Here is a 25205-nt window from a genome sequence, read left to right as displayed (position 1 = left end):
ATGGCCGGGATGACCCGGCCATTTCGTTGGATTCATTACTCGAGATTACTGCGCGATCGGCGCGTACTTGCCGTTATGCCACTGATTGATGTCGTAGCTGGCATTCTTAAGGTCGCCCTTCTCGTCGAAGGTGACTTCACCGACAACGGTGCTGATCGGCTGACCATTCTTCAACGCTTCGGCAACCTTGCCCGGATCGTCGCTGCCGGCGCGCTTGATGCCTTCGGCGAAAGCCTGGATCACGGCGTAGGAGAACAGCGTGAAGCCTTCCGGCACAAAGCCGCCTGCCTTGATCTTCTCGATGGCGGCCTTGGCTTCCGGCTTTGCCTGCGGATCCGACGGGAACACGAACATGGTCCCTTCGCCGGCCGGGCCGGCAACCTGCCAGAACTCCGGCGAAGCGATGGAGTCGGGCATGATCAGCTGGAACTTCAGGTTCTGCTCAGCCGACTGACGCAGGATCAGGCCGGCTTCAGGGTGATAGCCGCCGAAATAGACGACATCGGCCTTGAGGTCCTTCAGCTTGGTGACGAGGGCCGAATAGTCCTTCTCGCCGGGGTTGATGGCGTCGTAGTACACTTCCTTGAGGCCGCCGGCATTCATGGTTGACTTGACGGCATCCGCCACGCCCTGGCCGTAAGCACTCTTGTCGTGCAGAATGACGACGTTCTTGCCGGCATATTTCTTGGCGATCCACGGACCGATGAAGGCGCCCTGCGCGTCGTCGCGTGTGTACAGGCGCATGATTGTCGACCAACCCTTTTTAGCGGCGTCGTCCGTAAGCACGGGGTTCGAGGACGCCGGGCTCATCATCAGCGCGCCCGCTTCGGCATAGACGGCGGACGCCGGAATGCTCGAACCCGAGCAGGCGTGGCCGTCGATGAACTTGACGCCGTTGGCGACGATGCGGTTGGCGACCGACACGGCCTGTTTCGGATCACACTGGTCGTCCTCGATGTCGAGCTTGATCATCGAACCGTTGACGCCGCCCGCGGCATTGATGGCGTCGGCGGCGGCCTGCGCGCCCTGCTTGAACTGATCGCCGATGGTGGCGAGCTGTCCGGTCATCGGACCGACCACGGCGAAAGTGATGTCGTCGGCGAGCGCAACCGGCGCACTCATCATCAGCCCGAAAATGGCCGCGCCCAAAATACTCATTCTTTTCATGACAATAGAACTCCTCCACTCGCGCGCGGCCGCCCCGGCCACGCTTCTTCCAGAGAGGCCGGACAATTTCATCCTTCATCGAACCTGTCTAGGCGCATTGACGTCACTCGATTGGGCCTGCATGGCCTCGTCCACGCAAAAAAGCCACGCCAGCCTTGTTCCGGCTGGTCGTGGCTTTTTTGCCTGTCGGCTGCTTCCCCAACGCCCCCGCGCCGTGAACCCCACCTTGGCCATCCCTGTCTTCTATCGGCCCTGATCTTGTCCGAAAGCCGGAGTCCGCTTTTGGCGATCATGGTCCGTCGCGCGGCTGGGCCTGTCGCGCCTGCCGCATTCTTGTTCTTGTCGTTCGACTGTCTGCGCAGCCTTTCCCTGTTGCGGCCCGGCCATCTTGCGCGGCCTTGGCCAATATCTCCCCGTCTGGCGGAAACTCAGTGCATGGTCATCCATTCGCGGGCTTCGCGCAGCGCCCTGGCGATCTCGACCTTCGACATGGCCGCAGACAGTTCCGAGCGCAGTTCCGCGGCGCGGGCCGAACCCTTGATGGCGGCGATGTTGAACCATTTGTGGGCGGCAACGACATCGGTCTCGCAATCGCGGCCAGTCGCATACATCATGCCCAGTTCGAAAAGAATGTCGGCCTGGGCAGTTGCCCCCATGGCGCCGAAGCCTGTTTCCAGCATTTCAAAACGTGCCATTTTAGTCCCCTGTCTGGCTCCCGAGAGCTGCCTCCGTTTGTCTTGTCCGGGCTGCTCTTTCGATGCTTTCGAGAATGCCGCGCAGGCTTGAATCCGTCGTTAAATGGCGTGCTTAATTTGAGGAAAACAAAGCTAAAACAATAGGTAAACGCGAAAATTCGTTAAGGATACGAAGCCAGCAGTTCAGCCGGTTTGCGCCAAATTTGACGAAAATTTGCGGGAGCGGAATCAACACTCCGCTAACCACGGGAAACAAACACGAAGCGCCGACCGTTTTTCATTTCCTCTCCGACGAGCCGAATTCAGGCGTTTTCAGAATCCCAAAGTCTTCCGTTGCGGCACCGCTTTTGTTTTGGCGGGAGCTGGATTAGCTTACGTTTGCGTAAGCGGCAGACCGGCGAGGCGGAGCATGCGGCCGGCTATCCATAGGGAGAAGAACATGTCTCGAAAAATAAGCGTGGTCCTTGCAGCCACATTGATCATGGCGGGGACGGCGTGGGCCGATCCGATCGAGGGTAACTGGAAGACGCAAGCCGGCGACACCGCGGCCATTTCAGGCGGCGGCTCATTCTCCATCACGCTCAAGTCCGGCAAATATGCCGGCAAGACCATCGGCTCGCTCAATGCGGCCGGCGACAACAAATATGCCGGCAGCATCACCGATCCGGCAAACGACAAGACCTATTCGGGCAAGGCGACATTGTCGGGCACCTCGCTCAAGATGAGCGGTTGCGTGCTCGGCGGACTGATCTGCAAGAGCCAGACCTGGCACAAGCTCTGATCGACCATTCCCTTCTGACCTCAAAGCGGGGCCTGGCAGGCCCCGCTTTCGTTTGATCGATGCGCTGGAGCTGGCGCTTTATGTGCGGTCTGCCGCCGTCCGAAGGCGGCGGCCAGACGAGATCCCTTCAATCAATTTGAACCGCAGATGAACGCCGGCATCAGAGCCGGTTCAGAGGCATCAGGGCATTCTCCCGCGCATTGAAGGAGACACCACCCCATGCTCGCCCGCCGCTTCACCATCGTCTGCCTGCTGATGAGCCTGTTTGGAATGTTCTTCGCCATCCTCGTCGCCGAAGTGGGCCGTCCGGTGCGTTCCTGGGACAAAGCCACCAGACTCTGCCGCCTCGCCTGCCCGACCAACCTTCGCCATTGAAACCAGAGTATCCGGACCTCGAAAAGAAAAGCTCGGACATCACGGACCGTACCGCCGCCAACGCCCTCAAGACCCTTCGGCTTCTGCCGTGAGCGGCGCTCATCCTGATACTTCTGGCCGCCCCGGTCCTGGCCGTGCCGATGATGCGCGCCGATACCGGGTCGACGATCGAGGCGCCGGCGCTGAAGAAGTCCGGCATGGGGTTGGTTCTGCTGGTCAGCCTGCAGCGGGGATGAAGAAAAATGCTGCTTTGAGCGGCTTCGGTGGCAAGCCCCCTCCCAACCGCTCGTCCAAGTCTCTATATTGAGCCATGGAAAAGCGAATCTACCCCCAAGCCATCGAATCTGTCGTCATGCCGGAGCCTTTTGGCCGGCAAAGCTTTCACAGCGCCGAAAAAGCGGTCGCAGCACTGCAGATGCTCTACGACCGCAACACCAAATTCCTGCGCGATTCCTTCGCCGCGCTCGCCGCCGGCGGCGACAGCAGCAAGCGCTACCGCGCCTTCTATCCCGAGATCGGCGTCACCACGAGTTCGTTCACCCAGGTGGACTCGCGCCAGGCCTACGGCCATATGCCGACGCCCGGTCATTTCGCCACCACGATTACCCAGCCGCGGCTGTTCGAGAATTACCTCGTCGAGCAGCTTCGCCTGATCATGCGCAATCACGGTGTGGCGGTGACGGTCTCGGAATCGACCACGCCGATCCCCCTGCATTTCGCCTTCCTGGAGGGCGCCTATGTCGACGGCGCGGCGGCCGAACGCATCAAGCGGCCGATCCGCGACCTGTTCGACGTGCCGGACCTCGACGGCACCGACGATCAGATCGCCAACGGCACGTTCGAGGTCGCCTTCGGCGAGCCTCGGCCACTGGCGCCATTCACCGCGCAGCGCATCGATTATTCGTTGCACCGCATGACGCACTATACGGCCACCAGCCCGCAGCATTTCCAGAATTTCGTGCTGTTCACCAATTATCAGTTCTACATCGACGAGTTCGTCGCCCGCGCGCGCGACCTGATGGAGAATGGCGGCGGCGGCTATGTGGAATTCGTCGAGCCGGGCAATGTCGTGACCCGGGCCGACGCCGGCGCGGCAAGCGAGGGCACCCCACCCGCCCGCCTGCCGCAGATGCCTGCCTACCACCTGAAGAAGCCGAACCATGGCGGCATCACCATGGTCAATATCGGGGTTGGGCCTTCCAACGCCAAGACGATCACCGACCACATCGCGGTGCTGAGGCCGCATGCCTGGGTGATGCTTGGCCACTGTGCCGGGCTGCGCAACACCCAGGCGCTGGGCGACTATGTGCTGGCGCACGCCTATGTGCGCGAGGACCATGTGCTCGACGACGATCTTCCGGTGTGGGTGCCGATCCCGCCACTGGCCGAAATCCAGGTCGCGCTCCAGGAAGCGGTTGCCGAGGTCACCGGCCTGTCCGGCTACGATTTGAAGCGCATCATGCGCACCGGCACGGTCGCCACCATCGACAATCGCAACTGGGAACTGCGCGACCAGCGCGGACCGGTGCAGCGCCTGTCGCAGTCGCGCGCCATCGCGCTCGACATGGAATCGGCGACGATCGCCGCCAATGGTTTCCGCTTCCGCGTCCCCTACGGCACGCTGCTGTGCGTTTCCGACAAGCCGCTGCACGGCGAGCTGAAGCTGCCCGGCATGGCGACCGAGTTCTATAAGCGCCAAGTGGCGCAACACCTGACAATCGGCATCAGGGCAATGGAGAAGCTGGCCGAGATGCCGATGGAGCGATTGCATTCACGCAAGCTCCGGAGCTTTTCCGAGACGGCATTCCAGTAGGCGATCGTGAAGCCGCGGCGAGGCAATTCGTCGTCTTGCCCGGGCCGCGATTTGGCCCATAAGCAGATCGAACGATCGTCAGGCGGCATTCGGCAGATATGACCCCAATGACAACAGGCGCGCGCTCGAACATGACTGCTGGGTTGGCATTCCTGGCGATGATGGCCTTGTCGGCGGCCCTGTTGGCCGGTTTCTTCGGCTCGCTGCACCCCGCTTTCGATTCCTTCTCGCATTTCCGCATGCACCTCGGCGTGCTTGTCGCGTTGCTTGCCCTGCCGCTGCTGGCCAGTTCGTTTCGGCTGCAGGCCGCGGCGGCCCTACTCTTTGCCGTCGCCAGCCTCGCGACGACGGCAAGTGCGCTGCCCAGATTCTGGCCGCAGCAGGCCGTCGCCAAACCGGCGGATAAAATGACTTACAGCCTGTTGCAGATGAATCTGCGCTTCAACAACCCGACACCGAAGAAAGTGCTTTCCCTGATCGGCCGCACCAATCCGGACGTGATCACCCTCGACGAAGTCTCGGCGATGTGGGCGACCGAGTTCAGCTATATCGCCAGCGCCTACCCCTACCGCATTCTTTGCGACTATCCCAACGGCATGTTCGGCGTAGCGCTGCTGTCGCGCCGGCCATTCGTCGCCGGCACCGCGCCGCGTTGCGAGCCGCGGGGCGCGATGGCGACCGCCACCATTGATTTCGGCGGGATCGGTGTCGACGTCGCCGCGATCCATTTGAGCTGGCCCTGGCCGAAGGAGCAATACTGGCAGATCGGCGAACTGGCGGAACCACTGGTCGCGCTCGGCGAGACCGCGATCCTGGCCGGCGATTGCAACGCCGTGCCGTGGAGCGCGGCTGTGCGGCGGGTCGCGGCTCTCGGCGGGCTGACACTTATGCCTTCGGCCGGCCCGACCTGGATCCACCGGACGCTGCCCGACGTCCTGCGCCGCTATGCGGGCCTGCCTATCGACCAGGTGTTCAGCAAGGGCGCATTGACGATCCTGTCGTCGACGCGAATGGAGGATACCGGCTCCGACCATCTGCCGGTCCTGGTCCAGTTCACGCTGCGGCCCGACGACAAGCAGCCTCATGACGAACATGAGAGCGCGTTGGCCTCGAACAATCCGATTCCCACGCCGCGCGGCTGAGCGCGCCTTCGTCCTCTCCAGGATGACGACTGGATCGGCCTTCAGGGCTTCCCCACCAAAGCGTCGACAAGGTGCTCGACATGGCCGCCGTTGCGGTGCTCGCGCGCGTCGAAAGCGTTCTGCTTGGCTTCGTATTCGGCATAGATGGCGTTGATGCGCCGTCTCGCCTCAAAGTGTGTGCCCGTGCAGAACCAGTTGTCCGGGCGTTCCAGGCCGGCAAGCGCGGTCTCGGTCGCGCGCATCATCGCCTTGGCGATGCTGCCGTGCGTGTGCTCGTGCTTGCGGACGCCAGCCATGAACCGGTCCCAACGCTTGCGCAGGCCTGGGCTTGCCGGCGAGAACCGCGGGAAAGTGTAGGTCAGATCAAGGGTGCCGTTGGCCTGCCGCAAATGACAAATCCCATCCTGGCGGCTGATATCGAGTTCCCAGTGGACGGTGTAGCCGGTTTCGGCGATGGCACGTGTCATATAGCCGTGCTTGGGTCCCTGCCGGTCCATCGCCTCGACAAGCTCGGCCCCGGTCTCTCCGGCAACATCATAGGTACGGACGCGGACGATGAGCTTAGTGGCCGCCGATGCGGCTGACACGCAGGACAGCGCACAGGCCGCGGCAAGCATTGTCAGGCTGGTCAGGCGCATGTCCGCCTCCTTTGTGGGTAGCCAAGCAGACCACACTCGGCGAGGCGCTTCAACGGGCTTGCGCGAAGCCGCCAGTCTCGCGATGGCGGCAGCAGATCGGCCGCCACTCACATATTCTGGTAGACCGGGCCTTCTCCGCCCTGCGGCGGCACCCAGTTGATGTTCTGGTTCGGGTCCTTGATATCGCAAGTCTTGCAGTGGACGCAGTTCTGCGCGTTGATGACGAAGCGCACGTCCTTGGCCGAGGGATCGGCGGCTGCGTTGCCGTCCTTGTCGACCCATTCGTAGACACCGGCCGGGCAATAGCGTGTGGAAGGCCCGGCGAAGACATCGTGCTCGGAGCGCTGCTGCAGCGCCATGTCGCCGACGATGAGGTGCACCGGCTCGTTTTCCTCGTGATTGGTGTTGGACAGGAACACCGAGGACAGGCGGTCGAATGTCAGCACGCCATCCGGCTTCGGATAGGCGATCTTCTTGTGCTGGGCGGCGGGTTCGAGTGTGGCATAGTCGGCCTTGCCATGCTTCAGCGTACCGAAGGGCGAGAAACCGAACAGCGTGTTCAGCCACATGTCGAGGCCACCGAGGCTGACGCCGACGATGGTGCCGAAGCGCGACCAGAGCGGCTTGACGTTGCGCACCTTCTTCAGATCCTTGCCGATGTCGGTCGCGCGCCACGCCGCCTCGTAGGAGGAAAGCTCGTCATTGGCACGGCCGGCGCCGATCGCCTCGGCGACATGCTCGGCCGCCAGCATTCCCGACAGCACCGCATTGTGGGAGCCCTTGATGCGCGGCACGTTGACGAAGCCCGCCGCGCAGCCCATCAGCACGCCGCCAGGGAAGGACAGTTTCGGCACCGATTGCCAACCGCCTTCCGTGATGGCGCGCGCGCCGTAGCCGAGCCGCTTTGCGCCTTCGAACGTCCCCGCGACCGCCGGATGGGTCTTGAAGCGCTGAAATTCCTCGAAGGGCGACAGATATGGGTTTTTGTAGTTGAGGTGGACGACGAAGCCGACCGCCACCTGGTTGTCCTCCAGATGGTAAAGGAACGAGCCGCCGCCAGTCTTCATGTCAAGCGGCCAGCCAAAGGAATGCTGCACCAGGCCCGGCCGGTGGTTCTCCGGCTTGACCTGCCAGAGTTCCTTCAGACCGATGCCATACTTGCCGGGCTCGCGGCCGTCGGAAAGCTTGTATCTGGCGATCAGCTGCTTGGCGAGCGAGCCGCGCGCGCCTTCGCCGATCAGCACATATTTGCCCATCAGTGCCATGCCCGGCGCGAAGCCCGGGCCATGCGTGCCGTCCTTCTCGACGCCCATGTCGCCGGTGACGACGCCGGTGACGGCGCCTTCTCCATTATAGAGCAGCCCGGCGGCGGCAAAGCCCGGATAGATCTCGACGCCAAGCGCCTCGGCCTTGGTCGCCAGCCAGCGGCAGACATTACCGAGCGAGACGATGTAATTGCCGTGGTTGTTCATCAGCGGCGGCATCAGGAAATTGGGCAGGCGGAACGAGCCGGCCGGGCCGAGCACCAGGAAATGATCCGCGGTGACGGGCGTCTTGAAAGGGTGGCCTTCCTCTTCGCGCCAGCCAGGCAGCAGCCGGTCGATGCCGATCGGATCGACGACGGCGCCCGAGAGGATATGGGCGCCGACCTCGCCGCCCTTTTCCAGCACGACGACGGAAAGCTCGGGATTGACCTGCTTGAGGCGGATGGCCGCGGCAAGGCCGGCCGGTCCTGCACCGACGATGACCACGTCGAATTCCATGCTTTCGCGTTCGATATCGCTCATCAACCCCTCCGCACTGGCTTGCCGCTGGTCGCGCATCTTGCTGGCTCCTGCGCTGCATAGCGCATCAATTGACGACAGGAAACCGGCGCATGCGTGACAATGCGGATTTGGCCAAAAAGTCGCGCATCTTGCGGCATCGTAGCCGTTTCTGCACAGCGCGGCCCGCCAACCCAGCGTTTTTTAATTGTTCGACGGCTTGCTTATCGGCCATACTTCCCGCCATGCGCATTCCCGGGCCAGCCGGCTTTTCTTCGACGCGCTTTCCATCGACGCCCGGCCGGGCCAGCCGGGCGATTCTTCTTGCTCTTCTAACGTTGGCACCAGGTCACGCCGCCCCGAACGAGGTGAAGGTCTGGGCAACAGGCGCCTACTCCTTCTCCGACGAGCTTGGCGGCTTCCGCATCACCGGAGCCTCAGGCATCGGAACGAGGGACGATCCGCTGGTCATCACTGAAGAGCTGAATTCAGCGACACCGGTGACGCTGACCATCCGCACGACAAAGCCGATCCAGCCATTCGGCAAGGCGGGTGAGTTCGCCAATGGTATCATGTATATGCGCATCGACGTGCTCAACAACAGCGGCCAGGCCTGGATCGAGTTCCAGTTCGAGCTTCAGGAAATACTGGATCAGCCAAGCGTGTTTGGAGACGGACTTTCGTTCGACCAGCGCAACAAGACGCCCGACAATATCTGGTCGAGCAACTTCGCCGATTTCGACCGCGACTTCGAACCCTATGACCGACTGCTGTTCAGGAATGGCAAGGTCGACCCGCTGAAGACCGCCAGCTTCGAATTCCTGATGACCGACTACACGCCGCGATGGACCTTCTACCTGGTGCAGGACCCACGCATACCGACGGGATAGCGCGGTCTGAACAACTTGCAAATCGTGGTCGCGCGGACGATGGTGGCGCCATGACTGCCACCGCCCCCAACACCCCAGCCGAAATCGCCGAGCTGCTCGCCTTCTATGCCAGCACGGGCGTCGACGAGGCGTTGGAGGACATACCCATCAACCGGTTCGCCGAAGCTTCTCGTCCGAAGCAATCCGAGCGCGCGCCTGCACCGGTCGCGCCCGCCCACGAAAACAGACCCCAGGAGCGGCCCTCATTGGCCCTCCGCGGCGACCAAAGCAGAGCTGCGGGTCAGCAAACGGCATCGCCCGGGTTGGATGCAAGCAAGGTGCCGGATGCGCCGGCGCGTACCGTGGCCGCCGCCGTGCCCGACGAGGCGCAGGCCGCCCTCGCCCGGCAAATCGCGGCGCGCGCTTCCACCCTCGAAGAGCTGCGCCAGCACATGGCGACGTTCGACGGCTGCAATCTCAAGGCCACCGCCAAGAACCTGGTGTTCGCCGACGGCAATCCGGAGGCCGCGGTCATGCTGGTGGGCGAAGCGCCGGGCCGTGACGAGGACATCGAGGGGCTACCCTTCGTCGGCCGTTCCGGCCAGTTGCTCGACCGCATGCTGGCCGCGATCGGGCTCGACCGCACGTCCGTCTACATTGCCAACGTCATTCCCTGGCGGCCGCCGGGCAACCGCACGCCGACGCCGCATGAGACCGAGATCTGCCGGCCCTTCATCGAGCGGCAGATCGAGTTGGTCAATCCCAAGGTGTTGGTCAATCTCGGCGGCCCGTCGGCCAAGACCTTGCTCAACACCTCCGAAGGCATCCTCAGGCTGCGCGGCAATTGGCGCGTCCACACAACGGCCTCCGGCATCGCCATTCCGGCCATGCCGACACTGCACCCGGCCTATCTCCTGCGGACGCCCGCGCATAAGAAACTGGCGTGGCGGGATTTTCTCGAAGTGAAGGCGAAGCTGCGGGCGCTCCCGTAGACTCTTTGTTTTTACGCAATTCCGGACGGAAAACCGCTACGCACTTTTCCTGGAATTGCTCCAGCGATAACCTTGCAGGTAATTGAAATGTGCCCGGCGTCGACCTAATCATCCCTCCATGACAACAGCCCAGCCCTCCGCCGGCAGTCTGATCCGGGAATGGCGTACGCGCCGCCGCATGAGCCAACTCGACCTCGCCACGGAGGCCGAGATTTCGCAGCGGCATCTGAGCTTCGTCGAGAGCGGACGCGCCGCGCCCTCGCGCGACATGGTGCTGCATCTAGCCGAGCAGCTCTCGATACCACTTCGGCAACGCAACCACTTGCTGCTGGCGGCGGGCTTCGCGCCGAGCTTCAGCGAACGGCCGCTGACCGATACGACACTGGCGCCGGCGATGGCGGCAGTCGAGATCGTGCTGAAGGGTCATGAGCCGTTCCCGGCGCTGGCCGTGGACCGGCACTGGAACCTGGTTTCGGCCAATGCCGCGATCGCGCCCTTCCTCGCCGGTGTCAGCGAGACTGCGCTGCTGACGCCCCCGGTCAATGTGCTTCGCCTCAGCCTTCACCCCGGCGGCATCGCGCCGCGCATCGTCAACCTCCAGGAATGGCGCACGCATCTGCTCCAGCGCCTGAAGCACCAGAACGATGCCACCGGCGACCCGGTTTTGATCGAGTTGGAGCGCGAATTGCGTGGCTATCCCTCCGGCCTCAAGGGCAGCCGGCCGGCACCCGTCGAGCCGAATGCCATCGCGCATCCGCTCAGGCTTGCCCATGGCGATCAGGTGCTGTCGTTCATCAGCACCATAACGGTGTTCGGCACACCGCTCGACGTGACCTTGTCGGAGCTGGCGATCGAATCCTTTTTCCCGGCGGACGAACAGACACGAGCGGTGCTGGTGCGGCTGGCGAAGGAACGGGCCGAACGGTCGTGATCAGCCCTGCGGCAAGGCCGCCTTTCGCGTCCTCGTGCGTTCCAGGCCCAATTGCCTCTCACGCCAGATGATGAAGATACCGGCGGCCACCACGATCACACCACCGACCAGGGTGCTGAGCGAGGTCACATCGCCGAAAACGAAATAACCGACGACGACGCCGAGGATCATCGAGGTGTATTCGAAGGGCGCCACGACCGACGCTTCGGCATGCCGGTAAGCCGCCGTCATCAGGATCTGACCGAGGCCGCCGCAAAACCCGGCCAGGACGAGGAGCGCGGCTTGCATTTGCGTCAGCGATTGCCAGCCGAAAGGCAGCGTCAGCAGCGAGAGCACGCTAGCCGTCGAGGAGAACCATAGCACAATGGTCGCCGTCTTCTCGGTCTGCACGAGATTGCGCACGAGCAGCATGGCGACAGCCGAGATGGCCGCGGCCACCAGCACGGCCACCACGCCCAGGACCTCCTGATCGTCGAGCCCCTCGCCCGAGTTGAGCAGGGTCAGTTCCGGCCACGAAATGATGAGCACGCCAATAAGACCAACGGCAACGGCGCTCCAGCGATAGACGCGGATCGTCTCGCCGAGGAAGATCGAGGAGAACACCACGACCAGCAGCGGCTGCGCATAGTTCAAGGTGATCGCCTCCGGGAGCGGCAGCCTGGTCAGCGCGAAGAAGCCAAGTCCCATGGCGCCAACGCCAACGATGCCGCGCGCGACATGGTTGAAGGGCCGTTTGGTGACGAATGCCGTGGCCAGCTGTCTCTTGAATGCCAGGAAAGCAATGATCGGGAAGATGGCGAACAAGGAACGGAAGAAAACGATCTGGCCCGCGGGCACGTCGCCAGCCGCCTTGATGCAGGTTTGCATGCCGACGAAAACCGCCACGGAGACGATCTTCAGCGCGATGCCCGTCAGCGTATCGTGCCCGCCGGTGGTCTCTGCTTGCGCCCTCACTCCTGATGTCACGCTATCGATGCGTCCTTGATCATTGCTCAGATCCGTCCCCGCGTTGTTGGGAAGGAGCGCCTGGAAATCGGCCTTCTCACAGTTTTGTCGAAGGACTGTTTCGTGTAAAGAGCGCGGGCTTCGAATTTTTTGGACCAGTCAGACCATGTCTGGTCCCCGGAAAGACAGGAAAAGCCAGGGAATGCGCACTGACACAGGCCAGGTCTTCAAACTGGAAGACTATCGCCCCAGCGACTACCTCATTCCGGAAACGAACCTTGAATTCCGTCTTTCGCCCCAGGCCACGATCGTCACCGCAATATTGACGATCGAGCGTCGGGCGGGCGTTGCCGCGTCGGCGCCGCTGGTGCTCGACGGCGACGGGCTGACGCTCAAACGCATCGAGATCGACGGCAAGAAAGCGAAGCCGGCGGATCTGTTGATCGGCCCCGACCAGTTGACCATTCTCAAGCCACCGGCAGCGGGCCGCTTCCGGTTGCTGATCGCAACAGAAGTGGCGCCGGCCGGCAATGAAGCCCTGATGGGTCTCTACCGCTCGAACAACGTCTATTGCACGCAATGCGAGGCCGAGGGCTTTCGCCGCATCACCTATTTCCTCGATCGCCCCGATATCCTGTCCGTCTACACCGTGCGGATCGAAGCGCTGCGCGACGAGGCGCCGCTACTTCTGTCCAACGGCAACCCGGTCGACAAGGGCGACCTCGGCGACGGCCGGCACTATGCCATCTGGCACGACCCCTTCCCCAAGCCGTCCTACCTGTTCGCACTGGTGGCCGGTAATCTCGGCAAGGTCGCCGACAGTTTCGTCACGATGTCGGGCCGCAAGGTCGAACTCGGCATCTATGTCGAGCCCGGCAAGGAGAACCTTGCCGGCTATGCGATGGACGCGCTGAAGCGGTCGATGCAATGGGACGAAGAGGCGTTTGGACGGGAATACGACCTCGACGTCTTCAACATCGTCGCCGTGTCCGATTTCAATATGGGCGCAATGGAGAACAAGGGCCTCAACATCTTTAACGACAAATATGTGCTGGCCGACCAGGAGACCGCGACGGATGCCGATTTCGCCAATATCGAGGCGATCATCGCGCATGAGTATTTTCACAATTGGACAGGCAACAGAATCACTTGCCGCGACTGGTTCCAGCTTTGCCTGAAGGAAGGGCTGACGGTCTTCCGCGACCATGAGTTCTCCGCCGACCAGCGCTCGCGCGCGGTCAAGCGCATCGCCGAAGTGCGCACGCTGCGTGCGCACCAGTTTCCCGAGGATCAGGGCCCGCTGGCGCATCCGGTGCGGCCGCGCCGCTACCGCGAGATCAACAATTTCTACACGGCGACCGTCTACGAAAAGGGCTCCGAAGTGGTGCGCATGATCCGCACCATTTTCGGTGCCGAGGCCTTTCGCGCCGGCATGGACCTCTATTTCGAACGGTATGACGGCGAAGCCGCGACAATCGAGGATTTCATCAAGGTGTTCGAAGGGGCGTCGGGCCGCGACCTGTCGCAGTTCGCGCTCTGGTACCATCAGGCGGGCACGCCAAACCTTACGGTCAGTTCGACGCACAATCCGGCGGCGCAGGAATTCACGCTCGAGATCGAGCAGTCGGTGCCGCCAACACCTTCGGAAAGCCGCAAGCGGCTGATGCATATCCCTCTCGCCTTCGGCCTGATTGGCGCCGGCGGCGAGCCTGTCACGTATAGCGGCGTCGAGGGCGCCAGCGTTGAGGACGGCGTCATCCATGTCCGCAAGCGCCGACATCTGGTGCGCTTCTCAGGCGTTGCCGAACGCCCGGCGGTGTCGCTCAACCGCGGCTTTTCGGCGCCGGTGACGCTCGCGGTCGAGCAGAAGGCCGATGACCAGTTCTTCCTCGCCCGCCATGATAGTGACGCCTTCTCGCGCTGGCAGGCGTTCAACACGCTACTCACCGACGCGCTGATCGTGGCCTTCCGCGAAACCCTCGGCGGCAAGCAGCCTGACTTCGCGCCACGGCTGACCGAACTTGCCGGCAGCATCGCCAGCGACGAGACGCTGGAACCCGCCTACCGGGCCTTGGCGCTGACCCTGCCCGCCGATGCCGACATTGCCCGCGACATCGGCAAGAACATTGATCCAGACGCCATCCACGCGGCTCGACAGGCCCTCGCGCTCGCCATCGCCACGGCCAACCGGGAACCCTTCGCCCAGCTGTATGACCGCCTTGCGGACAAGGCCGCATTTAGTCCGGATGCGACAAGTGCTGGACGGCGCGCCCTGCGCAACATCCTTTTGGACTATCTCTCACTACTGCCAGGCGGCGCGGCCCTTGCCGTCGTGCATTTCCAGTCCGCGACCAACATGACCGACCGCGCGGCCGCATTGACGGTCCTTGCGCATCGTCACCACGCTTCGCCGGAGGCTAATACAGCGCTGGCGGCCTTCGAAAAGAAGTATGCCGCTGACCCGCTGGTCATGGACAAATGGTTCCAGATCCAGGCCAGCGTGCCGGGGCCCCAGGCGGTGGACACGGTTCGCGTCCTGACCGCTCATCCGGCCTTCTCGATGAGCAATCCGAACCGGGTCCGCTCGTTGATCGGTACATTCTCAGGCGCCAATCAGACCGGCTTCCACCGCCCTGACGGCGAAGGCTACCGGTTCTTCGTACAAACGGTGCTCGAGGTCGAAAAGCGCAACCCGCAAGTGGCGGCAAGGCTGGCGACGGCACTGAGATCGTGGCGTTCACTCGAGCCGGGCCGGCAGGCCAAGGCGAGAGAGGCACTGCTTGCTATCGCGAGAGCCGAAAACCTGTCAGCCGATCTGAGGGATATCGTCGAGCGCACGCTGGCGTAGCCACTCCCCAGCCTTCTCCCATGGGAGAAGGCGGAGGTGCCGTACGTCCAGAAGCCCAATATTTCAATCAAATTTTAATCTTTTTTCGCCGGGCCACTGGACAAGGCGAATCACCTTTGATTCTTTAATGGCGATTCGGAAGTGCGGTGTTTGCCGGATCACCAGCTCATAGAAATGCGGGCATACTGAAATCGGGGAGTGCCATTTATGGCGAAGGCGGACGCGTGGGGCGCGCCCGGAGGGATGGCTTTTGCGCGGCGCGAAACGCGAAGCGACGGCCTTGCCGGGAATACGCGGCTCATCGCCGAACCGACCTACAAGCGGCTTCTGGCCGCCGAGCCGTTGCTGCGCCGCTCGATACCGGCCCTCATCATCATCTTCCTGGTCGTCATCGCGGCGCTACGTGTCCTGTCGCTGATGAACGAGCGAGACGATGTCGAGCGTGACGCCAAGGCGGTCCTCACGCTGGCGGCGGCACAGCTCGCCAGTTCCCTCGCCGCCACCTCTGATACCGTACCCGGCGCCATCCAGGACTTGCTGGAGACCACCAGCCGTCAGGGCGCCATGGGCCGCAGCCATGTGCTTGTCATCACCGACAGCGCCTTCAAGATCACCGCGGTGACGCCGCGCTCGATACCCTGGCAAGGCCATTCACTCGACGGCCTGGCCCAGGGCGGGCAGCCTCTGTTCATGTTCGGCGACCGTGCCGGCGTCATGGAAGTCAACATCGGCGGGCAGGACTGGTATGCCGCGGTCAGCCTCGCCAAGGACAGGAAGGGCGCTGCTGCGGCTCTCGTGCCGCAGGAAGCGGTTTTCGACACATGGCGCAAGACCGTCTCGCTGAACGTCACCCTGTTCGTGCTGACGGCAGGCGTGCTGATCGTCATCCTCTATGCCTATTTCGGACAGGCTGCGCGCGCGCAGACAGCCGACCGTATTTATCTCGAAGCGCATCAGCGCATCGACATGGCGCTGGTTCGCGGCCGCTGCGGCCTGTGGGACTGGGACATGGTGCGCGGCAAGATGTACTGGTCACGCTCGATGTACGACATGCTGGGCTACGAGCCCTGCGAGACGATGCTGTCCTTCGGCGAGGTCGACGAGATCATCCACCCCGAGGATGGTGACCTGTTCGAGCTTGCCAACAGGATTGTCGCCCGCGAGATCGACCATATCGACCAGGTGTTCCGGATGCGGCACGCCGATGGCCAATGGGTGTGGATGCGCGCTCGGGCGCAAGTCATGGACCCCGAAGCTCCGGAGATCCAGCTGATCGGCATCGCCGTCGACGTCACAGAACAGCGTCACCTGGCGCTGCGTTCGGAAGCGGCCGACCTTCGCCTCAGGACCGCCATCGAGAACATCAATGAATCCTTCGTGCTGTGGGATTCGGCCCAGCGCCTGATCATGTGCAACTCCAAATACCAGCAGGATAACGGGCTCTCGGATCGCGACGTGATGCCTGGGGTGACGCGCGTATCCCTGGAAGAGCGAATGCTGGCTTTTGCTTCCGAGCGCCGGCTTGCCAACACCAATGGCCCGCAAGGCGGCGCGACTTTCGAGCGGCAGCTGTCCGACGGCCGCTGGCTGCAGGTCAACGAGCTCAGGACCCGCGATGGCGGCACCGTCTCGGTCGGGTCCGACATCACCCAGATCAAGCTGCATCAGGAGAAGCTGGTCGACAGCGAGCGCCGGCTGATGGCGACGATCCATGATCTGAGCCTCGCCCGTCGGGCCGAAGAGGAACGGTCGCGCGAACTGGTCGACCTCAACCGAAAATACATGAAGGAAACCGAGCGCGCCGAAGCGGCGAACCGGGCCAAATCCGAATTCCTGGCCAACATGTCACACGAATTGCGCACGCCTCTCAACGCCATCATCGGCTTCTCCGAACTGATGGAACAGGGCCTATTCGGCCCGCTGGGCTCGGAGCGCTATGAGGAGTACGCCACCGACATCAACAGCAGCGGCAAATATCTGCTCGGCGTCATCAACGACATCCTCGATATGTCGAAGATCGAGGCCGGCCAGTTCTCGCTGGACCAGGAACAGATCGATCTCGGGCCGTTGATCAGCGAGACGGTGCGCGTCGTCTCGCTGCAAGCCGCGCAAAAGGCAATCACCGTGGAGACACGCATCGCCGACGCGTTGACTTTGTTCGCCGATCGCCGCGCGATCAAGCAGATCGTCATCAACCTCTTGTCCAATGCGGTGAAATTCACCGGCCAGGGCGGTCACATATCGGTCAGGGCCCGCAACACATCAGGCGCGCTGGTGCTGACCATCGAGGATAATGGCTGCGGCATCCCGAAGGAGGCGCTCGGCAAGCTTGGACGACCCTTCGAACAGGTGCAGAACCAGTTCTCCAAGAACCACGCCGGATCGGGGCTCGGCCTCGCCATCTCGCGCTCGCTGGCCGAACTCCAGGGCGGCGCGCTGAAAATCCGTTCGACCGAAGGTGTCGGCACGATCGTTTCGGTGCGCATCCCAGTGAAGAAGGCACCGTCAACGGTCAAGGCAGCGGCCTGAACGACAGGCTCCGGATGATACTACCGGAGCCTGCGCCAGACAGTTTCACTGCATGCCGTCGTTGCCTTGGTCATCCCATTGGTGGTGACGGCCGAAGCGGCCGCCCTTCGGCAGTTCGCTCTTATCGATCTTGCCATCATTGTTCTTGTCAAGCAGGGCGAACACCTTCTTCTGGCGACCGGCGATGTCATCGGCGGTCAGAGTACCATCGCCCTTGGTGTCATAGCGGGCGATGATGCGCTTGGCCAGCTCGAAACGCGCCTTCTCCAGCGCGTCCGCGAGCTGAGCGACGGTCAGCTTCCCGCCATTATCGGCAACGAGCTTCTTCAGTCGCGCGTCCATCACGTTGGAAAACTGGTCGAAGGTGATGGCGCCGCCTGAATCACTCATTGCCTTGTCGAGGCGCGCCATCATGCCTTCGCGCATTTTTGCGCTGGCGTTGTTTTCCGCGTAGGCCGTGGTGGCGACGGCTCCGGCCAGAGCTACGAAGGCAAGGGCAAGCTTGGTTGACTTTTTCATGGTCTTCTCCTGTTGCATCGTCACCCCCGATGCGGCCCGGAAAACCTCTCGTCACGGTCGTCCGGCACGAAGCAAAAGGTCAAAGTCCTTTCTGACCTTTTGCGACGTCTCTTTGAGGTGTGCTTCCAGCACACCGAAATCCGGCAGGTCGGTGACCGCCAGAAGCAGATCCGACAGCCCCGGCGGAACGTCGTCCCGCTCGAAGGCCCCAGTGAGGCACAGCCGCGTCATCTGGGTCAGCGCCAGATAGAGGCTGTACGCATCGCCGAGTTCTTGCCTGACCCCGGCATCGGCGAAGCGAGGTGCCAACCGGGCCAGTATCTCGGCTGTGCCGGTCGCACGCGGTCCGGCCTCGACCTGCCCGGTGATGACAGCCACCTGGGCGATGAATTCGAGATCGATCAGTCCTCCGGGGATCAGCTTGATGTCCCAGAGGTCGCGCGGCGGCTTCTCCGTCTCGATCATGGCCCGCATATCCCAGGCCTCGGCCTTCACCTTTTCCGCGTCGCGCTGCTGGCCAAGCACCGCGGCAACTTCCGCTTCGAGCTCGGCGCACAGGCCGACATCGCCGGCAATGGCGCGCGCCCGCGACAGCGCCATGTGCTCCCAGGTCCAGGCTTCCTGGCGCTGGTATTTCTTGAAGGAATCGATATGGGTGGCCACGGGCCCCTTGTTGCCCGACGGCCGCAGCCGCAGGTCGAGTTCGTAGAGCACCCCTTCGGCCGTCGGCGCTGAAACGGCGGAAATGAGCCTCTGCGTCATTCGGGTGTAGTAGTGTGAGGGGGCCAGCGGCCTTTCCCCGTCCGATTCGTCAGCATCTGCATCGTGGTCGTAAAACAGGATGAGGTCGACATCCGACCCCGCGGTCAATTCGCGGCTGCCGAGCTTGCCCATGCCGAGCAGCGCAACCACGCCGCCGGCGATCGTGCCGTGGTGCACCGCGAATTCGGCGATGACCGCCCGCAGTGCTGCCTCGATGGTGAGATCCGCGAGATCGGAAAAGGCGCGGCCGGCCCGGGCCGGATCGATCGAGCCGGCAAGTAGCCGCACACCGATCAGGAACTTTTGCTCCGAGGCAAAGATGCGCAGCCGGTCGAGCACCTCCTCATAGGCCCTGTCGCCTTCGAGGAAGGCGGACAGCCGCGCCGAAAGATAGGCACGGTCGGGGAGCTCGGTCAGGAGGGCGGGGTCGAGGAGGCCGTCGAAGACGTGAGGGCGGCGCGTGATGATCGCCGCCAGCCGGGGCGCGGCACCCATGATCGTCGCCATCAGCTTGAGCAAGGCCGGATTGGACTGCAGCAGAGAGAACAGCTGGATACCGGCTGGCAGGCCAGCAAGGAACTCGTCGAAGCGGACCAATGCCTCGTCCGCGCGACGCGTCTGGCCGAAGGCCTTGAGCAAGGCCGGCGTCAGTTCCGTCAGCCGCTCACGCGCCTCGGCCGACTGGGTGACGCGATAGCGCCCGAAATGCCAGCCACGGATGACACGGCAGATGTCGCTCGGACGCTGGAAGCCGAGGCCGTGCAAAGTCCGCAGCGTGTCGGGATCGTCGACATCACCGGTGAAGACCAGATTGCCGATGCCCGCCGAAAGCTCCGGCGCGGTCTCGAACAGCGCCGCATAGTGGCGTTCGACCTGCTGCAGCGAGGCTCGGAGCGCCCCGGCAATCCCGGCCGCATCGGCAAAGCCCAGCATGCGGGCGATCCGCTCCAGCCCTTCCTCGTCTTCGGGCAGCGTGTGCGTCTGCTCGTCCGCCACCATCTGGACGGCGTGCTCGACGCGGCGCAGGAACCAGTACTGGCGGGCAAGCGCGTCACGCGCATCGGCGGTGATCCAGCCGCGCGCGGCAAGCTGGCCGAGCATCGGCACGGTCTCACGGCCACGCAGTTCCGGGAACCGGCCGCCCGCAATGAGCTGCTGGGTCTGGACGAAGAACTCGATCTCGCGGATGCCACCGCGGCCGAGCTTGACGTTGTGACCCTTCACGGCGATCTCGCCATGGCCCTTGTGGGCGTGGATCTGGCGCTTGATCGAATGGACGTCGGCAATCGCGGCATAGTCCATGTATTTGCGCCAGATGTAGGGCTGCAACTCCTTGAGAAAGGCAGCGCCCGCGGCCAGATCGCCGGCCACCGGACGCGCCTTGATCATCGCCGCACGCTCCCAGTTCTGGCCGCGCGCTTCGTAGTAGCGCAGTGCCGCCTCGACCGGAATCGCGAGCGGCGTCGAACCTGGATCCGGACGCAACCTGAGATCGGTGCGGAAAACATAGCCGTGCTCTGTGCGGTCCTGCAGAATGCGCACCAGCCGTCGCGTCAGGCGCGAAAACAGCTCCGTGGCGTCGAGCGGATCGACCACGGCGGCCGCTTCAGGATCGAAGAAAACGACGAGATCGATGTCGGAGGAGAAATTCAGCTCATGCGCGCCGAGCTTGCCCATGCCGAGCAGGATCCAGCCGGACTGCTGCGACGGGTTGCCGAGGTCCGGCAGCTTGAGCTTGCCCTGGGCATGCACGTCCCGCAGCAGGAAGTCCACCGCCGCACGGGTGCAAGCTTCGGCAAGATCGCTCAGCCGCCGCACCGTCAGCGACGTTTCGGCTTCACCTGAGAGATCGGCGAGCGCGATCAGGAAATGCGCCTCAGCCTTGCATTGGCGCAGCGCCATCATCAGGCTGGATTCGGAAACCGCCTCGGCCAGCGGCGCCTGATCGATCGCCGTGGTGATCGCTTTCAGGCGAGCCTCGATCGGCTGGTCGAACAGACCGTCCAGGATCCGCGGCCGGCGTCGCGCCGTATCGCGCAGGAATGGCGAGAGGTCGAAGACAGCGGCCAGGAAAGCCTGGCCCTCCCCGATGCCGCCCAGGAACCCGGCCAGCCGCGCCAGCCCTTCTTCGCGTGCCACGGCGGCAATTTCGGCCAGTTCCTGTCGGGCCCGGCCTTCGTCGAGAGGGGCAAGCCCAATCGCCGGCTTCAGCAGCCAGTCCGTGACCGTCCGTTTCGCAACCGCAGCCATCAGTGGTCCTCCCGTGCGGGGAAACTCATGACCACGGATAGTCCGGGATTTCCAGACAGAAGATCAAGCCTTCCAGAGTGGAATGTCATGACCGCCTTGGCTAGGCTGAGGCCGAGGCCGGAGCCGGGCTGCGAGCGGCTCTTCTCCAGCCGCACGAAACGTTCGGTGACCCGGGCTCGATCGGCGTCATCCGGAATGCCCTGGCCGTTGTCGGCGACACAAAGCCTGATTTCGCCATGCGTGCGCTCGAGCGTCACACGGACCGCCGGCTTGGATGTCGAATCGGCCGAATATTTGATCGCGTTGTCGACGACGTTGGACAGCGCCTGGCCGATCAGTTCGCGATTGCCGTTGACGACAAAGGCGCCGTTCACCTCGGCTTCGAGGGAAACGCCAGCCTCCTCCGCCACCGGTTCGTAGAGTTCGACGACATCGCGCACCGCCGCCGCCAGATCGACGCGGTTGGTGTGCTCCGAGGAATATCCCGCTTCAAGCCTGGAGATCATCAGGATGGCATTGAAGGTCTTTATGAGTTGGTCGGACTCGGTGATGGTGCCTTCCAGCGCCTGGCGATAATCGGCAGGCTTGTTCTTGCTGGAAAGTGTTGCTTCGGCCCTGTTGCGCAGCCGGGTCAGCGGCGTCTTCAAATCATGCGCGATATTATCGGATACCTGCTTCAGGCCCTCGTTGAGCGTGGCGATCCTGGCCAGCATGGCGTTGAGGTTTTCCGAAAGCCTGTCGAACTCGTCGCCGGCCCCGGTCACCGGCAGCCGGCCGGAGAGATCACCGCCCATGATGCGGCGGCTGGCCTCCGAAACGCCGTCGATGCGCTTCAGCGCGGTGCGGCCGACAAAGAACCAGATCAAGATGCCGCCCAGGCCCATCATGCCGAGCGCCAGCGTCAGCGCGCGGCGGATGACGGCGCGAAAGCGCTCCGGTTCGCCAAGATCGCGGCCAACCAGCATGATCATCTGATTGGGCAGCCGTAGCACCAGCGCGATGGCGTTATGACCTTTCTCGCCTTCGGTCTGTGGCGCCGCGTTCTCGCCGGTTGAAGGAGACGTCGTCTGATCGGACGTTCCGCTGCGCAGGCGGTCGAGCTCGCCTTCGCCGAAGCGCTTGTAGGAGAAGGGCTGGGTTGTCCAGCCTTCGGTGTCGATCACCCCCGGTTCCAGGCTCTGCACATTGCCGGTCAGTATCTGGCCATTGGCGTCGGCGATCAGATAGAGGTTGGCGCCGGGCTGTCGGGAGCGTGCCTCGACCACGCGCACCAGTACCGGCAGACCACCGCGCTGATACGCGCGAGCGAGGCCAAGCACTTCGTCGTTGATGGTCTCCTGCGTCTGCGTCGTCAGCATGCGTGCCGACAGTGAGGTCATGTAGAAGACGAGCAGCACGGCGCAAAGCGCGAACAGCAGAAGATAGAGCGCCGAAAGCCGCGCAGCCGTCGTCTTCATGATGGCGGGCACGGAAAGGGCCATGCTGCCGCCTAGCCGCCCTTCAGCATGTAGCCTGCGCCGCGAACCGTATGCAGGATGGGCTTGTCGAAGCCTTTTTCAATCTTGCCCCGTAGCCGCGACACATGAACGTCGATGACATTGGTCTGCGGATCGAAATGGTAATCCCAGACATTTTCGAGCAGCATGGTGCGCGTCACCACCTGGCCGGCATGGCGCATCAGATATTCGAGCAGGCGGAATTCGCGCGGCTGCAGCGTGATCTCGCGCGCCGCCCGGCGGACCGAATGCGACAGCCGGTCGAGTTCAAGGTCGCCCACCCGGTAGACGGTTTCGGCCTCCTTGGCGCTGGCGCGGCGGTTCAGCACCTCGACGCGGGCCAGAAGTTCGGAGAATGCATAGGGCTTGGTCAGATAATCGTCGCCGCCGGCGCGCAAGCCGGTGACCCTGTCATCGACCTCTCCCAGCGCTGACAGGATCAGCACCGGCGTGGTGTTGCCCCTTGAGCGCAGCCCGGCGATGACCGAAAGGCCGTCACGACGCGGCATCATTCGGTCGATGACCATCACGTCATAATCGCCGGCGTCGGCAAGCGCGAAGCCGGTCTCGCCGTCACCCGCGACATGCGCGGTATGACCAGCTTCGGTAAAGGCTTTCTGCAGATAATCCGCAGCCTCCCGATCATCTTCTATGACGAGAATCTTCATAGGATCGTTATACGCGATTTCGCTGGAAGGTTGAGTAGCCGGCATGTGCATTCAGCCTTTGCCTAAGCGCATCGAGATCAAGATGACCCAGGGGCGCGCAATGAAATCCTTGTTCTCCGGCGTCGTTACGCCGGACATGCCAAGTCCCCGATATGCCAAATCCCGGACGTCTTGCTCCAAAGTCACGCGCTAGCGGATCGGGCGTGGCGGCACGCTTCCGAAAAGCTGACAATGGCCGCGGCAGCGGGCGATGGGGAGCCCGCTGCCGCTGGAGGAGAGCACGATGACTGACTAACGTACCCGGCTCCATGCTTTCCCATGCGGTGGCTCGGGGGTGTTGAAACCGCCGCATTGGAAAAGTCGTTTTCAGCCCTTGGCGACCGGCAGCGCGACGAAGCGGTTGTTGTCGTCACGGGTGATCTGCATCAGCACCGCCTTGCGTCCGGACTTCACCGCTTCGGTCATCGCCTTGCTGACGTCCTCGGTACCGTTCACTTCGGTCGAGTTGACCGCGGTGATGACGTCGCCCGGCTGGATGCCGCGATCAGCGGCATCGCTGTTGGGATCGACATCGGTCACCACCAATCCCTTGCCGTTTTCCGACTTGGTGACGGTCAGGCCGAGATCGGCCAGCGTGTCGGGCTTTGCCGGAGCGGTGGGCTGCTGCTGCTGGTCGTTCGAGGCTTGCTTGTCGGTGGCCGGCAGCTTGCCGAGATCGACCTTGACTGTCTGGCTCTTGCCGTCGCGCCACACCGTGACATCGACAGACTTGCCCGGCGAATAGGCACCGATCAGGCGGGCCAGTTCCTTCGGCGACGCAACGTCCTTGCCGTCGACCTGGGTGATGACGTCACCAGCGGCGATGCCGGCCTTCTTGCCGGGGCCATTGTCCTGAGCGCTGGACACCAAGGCGCCATTGTTGGATTTCAGGCCGAGCGATTCGGCGATGTCCGACGTGACCGGCTGGATCTCGACGCCAAGCCAGCCGCGTTGCACGGTGCCGCTCTTCATCAGATCGTCGACGACCTGCTTGGCGGTCGAGGCGGGAATGTCGAAGGCGATGCCGACGCTGCCGCCGGAGGGCGAGAAGATAGCCGTGTTGATGCCGACCACCTGGCCGTTGAGATTGAAGGTCGGACCACCCGAATTGCCGCGATTGACCGAGGCATCGATCTGGAGGAAATCGTCATAGGGGCCGGCGCCGATGTCACGGCCGCGCGCCGACACGATGCCGGCGGTGACGGTGCCACCGAGACCGAACGGATTGCCGACGGCCACGACCCAGTCGCCGACGCGAACCTTGGCATCGTCGGCGAAGTCGACATAGGTGAACTTGCCGCCGCCTTCGACCTTGAGCACTGCGAGATCGGTGCGCGGATCGGTGCCGATCAGCTTGGCGTCGAGTTCCTTGCCGTCATTGGTCACCACGGTGAAAGCGGTGCCCTCTTCGACGACGTGGTTGTTGGTGACGAGATAGCCGTCCTCGGAGATGAAGAAGCCGGAACCCTGAGCCACCGGACGCGGTTGGTCATTGTTGCGGTGCCCGAAGCGGCGGTGCCCTTCGTCGTTCTGACCACCCTGGTCGCCAAAGCCGCGGAACTCCTTGAAGAAGCGGCGCAGTTGCGGATTGTTGGGAAGATTGTCGAAACCGTCCTGACCGTCGGAGCCGTCGTCCGCGGTCGACTGCACCTTCGCCTTGACCTTGACGCTGACCACGGCGGGCGAAACGCGCTCCACGACATCGGCGAAGCTCGGAACCTGTGGGGCCTCGACGCGCACCGCGTCGGCCAGAACGGGGCTCGTTCCGCTGGTCAGCGCGCCAACGCCGATCGCGCCGGCAACCGCAACGGACGCGACGGCAGCCAGAAGACGCTTGCGGGTGCGGGAATATGAATTGGGGGCAATATTCATGGGTCTTTATCCTCTTTCAAAGGGACGCGCCTTGATCGGCATCCTCAAGAAGGAGAATTAGAGCGGCGCACATTACAACGCCATTTCCGACGCATGAAACTTTGGTAATGT

The 25205-nt window shown here is 63.1% G+C and carries 19 protein-coding genes; 9 read left to right on the top strand and 10 right to left on the bottom strand.

All coding sequences use genetic code 11. The annotated features are described in order from the left end of the window. Window positions 1–45: 45 nt before the first annotated feature. Window positions 46–1167: a branched-chain amino acid ABC transporter substrate-binding protein gene (locus tag FJW03_RS04490; RefSeq protein WP_140611154.1), complete on the bottom strand. Its 1122-nt coding sequence runs from the start codon at window positions 1165–1167 to the stop codon at window positions 46–48. 428 nt (window positions 1168–1595) lie between these two features. After that, entirely contained in the window at window positions 1596–1862 is a 267-nt protein-coding gene (locus FJW03_RS04485) for a sel1 repeat family protein (protein WP_140611157.1), read from the bottom strand. A gap of 439 nt (window positions 1863–2301) precedes the next feature. Between FJW03_RS04485 and FJW03_RS04480 the strand changes: the two genes are divergently transcribed. The 4 genes from FJW03_RS04480 (at window position 2302) to FJW03_RS04465 (ending at window position 5973) form a co-directional block, all read left to right on the top strand. Then, the gene (locus tag FJW03_RS04480) at window positions 2302–2643 is read left to right on the top strand and encodes a DUF2147 domain-containing protein (RefSeq protein WP_140761159.1); all 342 of its coding nucleotides are present in this window, start codon (window positions 2302–2304) and stop codon (window positions 2641–2643) included. Window positions 2644–2862: 219 nt separating this feature from the next. Then, window positions 2863–3018 (top strand): hypothetical protein, encoded by a 156-nt coding sequence (locus FJW03_RS04475; protein ID WP_181173157.1) that lies wholly within the window; start codon window positions 2863–2865, stop codon window positions 3016–3018. Window positions 3019–3370: 352 nt separating this feature from the next. Further along, window positions 3371–4831, top strand: a complete 1461-nt coding sequence (locus FJW03_RS04470; RefSeq protein ID WP_226890580.1) for an AMP nucleosidase — start codon at window positions 3371–3373, stop codon at window positions 4829–4831. A 107-nt stretch (window positions 4832–4938) separates the two neighbouring features. Next, window positions 4939–5973, top strand: coding sequence for an endonuclease/exonuclease/phosphatase family protein (locus tag FJW03_RS04465; RefSeq protein WP_140761165.1), 1035 nt, complete (start codon window positions 4939–4941; stop codon window positions 5971–5973). A 41-nt stretch (window positions 5974–6014) separates the two neighbouring features. On the opposite strand, the gene FJW03_RS04460 is transcribed toward FJW03_RS04465, so the two are convergent. Both FJW03_RS04460 and FJW03_RS04455 read right to left on the bottom strand, forming a co-directional pair. Further along, entirely contained in the window at window positions 6015–6611 is a 597-nt protein-coding gene (locus FJW03_RS04460) for a DUF922 domain-containing protein (RefSeq protein WP_140611165.1), read from the bottom strand. A gap of 107 nt (window positions 6612–6718) precedes the next feature. Continuing rightward, complete coding sequence (locus FJW03_RS04455; protein ID WP_140761169.1) at window positions 6719–8398, bottom strand: electron transfer flavoprotein-ubiquinone oxidoreductase; 1680 nt, start codon at window positions 8396–8398, stop codon at window positions 6719–6721. A 221-nt stretch (window positions 8399–8619) separates the two neighbouring features. Here FJW03_RS04455 and FJW03_RS04450 point away from each other — a divergent pair, with 221 nt between their 5' ends. From FJW03_RS04450 to FJW03_RS04440, 3 genes are all read left to right on the top strand, one after another. Continuing rightward, on the top strand, window positions 8620–9264 hold the full coding sequence (locus FJW03_RS04450) for a hypothetical protein (protein WP_140761172.1): 645 nt from the start codon (window positions 8620–8622) through the stop codon (window positions 9262–9264). A 50-nt stretch (window positions 9265–9314) separates the two neighbouring features. Continuing rightward, window positions 9315–10235 (top strand): uracil-DNA glycosylase, encoded by a 921-nt coding sequence (locus FJW03_RS04445; RefSeq protein WP_140761174.1) that lies wholly within the window; start codon window positions 9315–9317, stop codon window positions 10233–10235. 118 nt (window positions 10236–10353) lie between these two features. Continuing rightward, window positions 10354–11166: a helix-turn-helix domain-containing protein gene (locus tag FJW03_RS04440; protein ID WP_140761177.1), complete on the top strand. Its 813-nt coding sequence runs from the start codon at window positions 10354–10356 to the stop codon at window positions 11164–11166. On the opposite strand, the gene FJW03_RS04435 is transcribed toward FJW03_RS04440, so the two are convergent. Next, window positions 11167–12132, bottom strand: coding sequence for a DMT family transporter (locus tag FJW03_RS04435; RefSeq protein WP_140761179.1), 966 nt, complete (start codon window positions 12130–12132; stop codon window positions 11167–11169). It lies immediately after the preceding gene. A 181-nt stretch (window positions 12133–12313) separates the two neighbouring features. Here FJW03_RS04435 and pepN point away from each other — a divergent pair, with 181 nt between their 5' ends. Continuing rightward, window positions 12314–14959 (top strand): aminopeptidase N, encoded by a 2646-nt coding sequence (gene pepN / locus FJW03_RS04430; RefSeq protein WP_140761182.1) that lies wholly within the window; start codon window positions 12314–12316, stop codon window positions 14957–14959. Between the two features lie 207 nt (window positions 14960–15166). Next, window positions 15167–17488: a PAS domain-containing sensor histidine kinase gene (locus tag FJW03_RS04425; protein WP_140761184.1), complete on the top strand. Its 2322-nt coding sequence runs from the start codon at window positions 15167–15169 to the stop codon at window positions 17486–17488. 45 nt (window positions 17489–17533) lie between these two features. Here FJW03_RS04425 and FJW03_RS04420 read toward each other — a convergent pair whose 3' ends face one another. From FJW03_RS04420 to FJW03_RS04400, 5 genes are all read right to left on the bottom strand, one after another. Then, window positions 17534–18007, bottom strand: a complete 474-nt coding sequence (locus tag FJW03_RS04420) for a hypothetical protein (RefSeq protein ID WP_140761187.1) — start codon at window positions 18005–18007, stop codon at window positions 17534–17536. Window positions 18008–18058: 51 nt separating this feature from the next. Continuing rightward, complete coding sequence (locus FJW03_RS04415; protein WP_140761190.1) at window positions 18059–21019, bottom strand: bifunctional [glutamine synthetase] adenylyltransferase/[glutamine synthetase]-adenylyl-L-tyrosine phosphorylase; 2961 nt, start codon at window positions 21017–21019, stop codon at window positions 18059–18061. Next, window positions 21019–22500 (bottom strand): sensor histidine kinase, encoded by a 1482-nt coding sequence (locus tag FJW03_RS04410; protein WP_140761192.1) that lies wholly within the window; start codon window positions 22498–22500, stop codon window positions 21019–21021. The genes FJW03_RS04415 and FJW03_RS04410 overlap by 1 nt, the downstream gene beginning before the upstream one ends. Window positions 22501–22508: 8 nt before the next feature. Next, window positions 22509–23183, bottom strand: a complete 675-nt coding sequence (locus FJW03_RS04405; protein WP_027046649.1) for a response regulator transcription factor — start codon at window positions 23181–23183, stop codon at window positions 22509–22511. A 366-nt stretch (window positions 23184–23549) separates the two neighbouring features. Beyond that, a complete protein-coding gene (locus FJW03_RS04400) occupies window positions 23550–25094 on the bottom strand; it encodes a Do family serine endopeptidase (protein WP_140761195.1) in 1545 nt (514 codons plus the stop codon). Between the last annotated feature and the right edge of the window lie 111 nt (window positions 25095–25205).

Origin of the sequence: Mesorhizobium sp. B4-1-4 (assembly GCF_006439395.2) — a bacterium.
Classification (GTDB): domain Bacteria; phylum Pseudomonadota; class Alphaproteobacteria; order Rhizobiales; family Rhizobiaceae; genus Mesorhizobium.
Note: the sequence above shows the minus strand (reverse complement) of the source record. Positions and strands in the feature narration are given on the sequence as shown.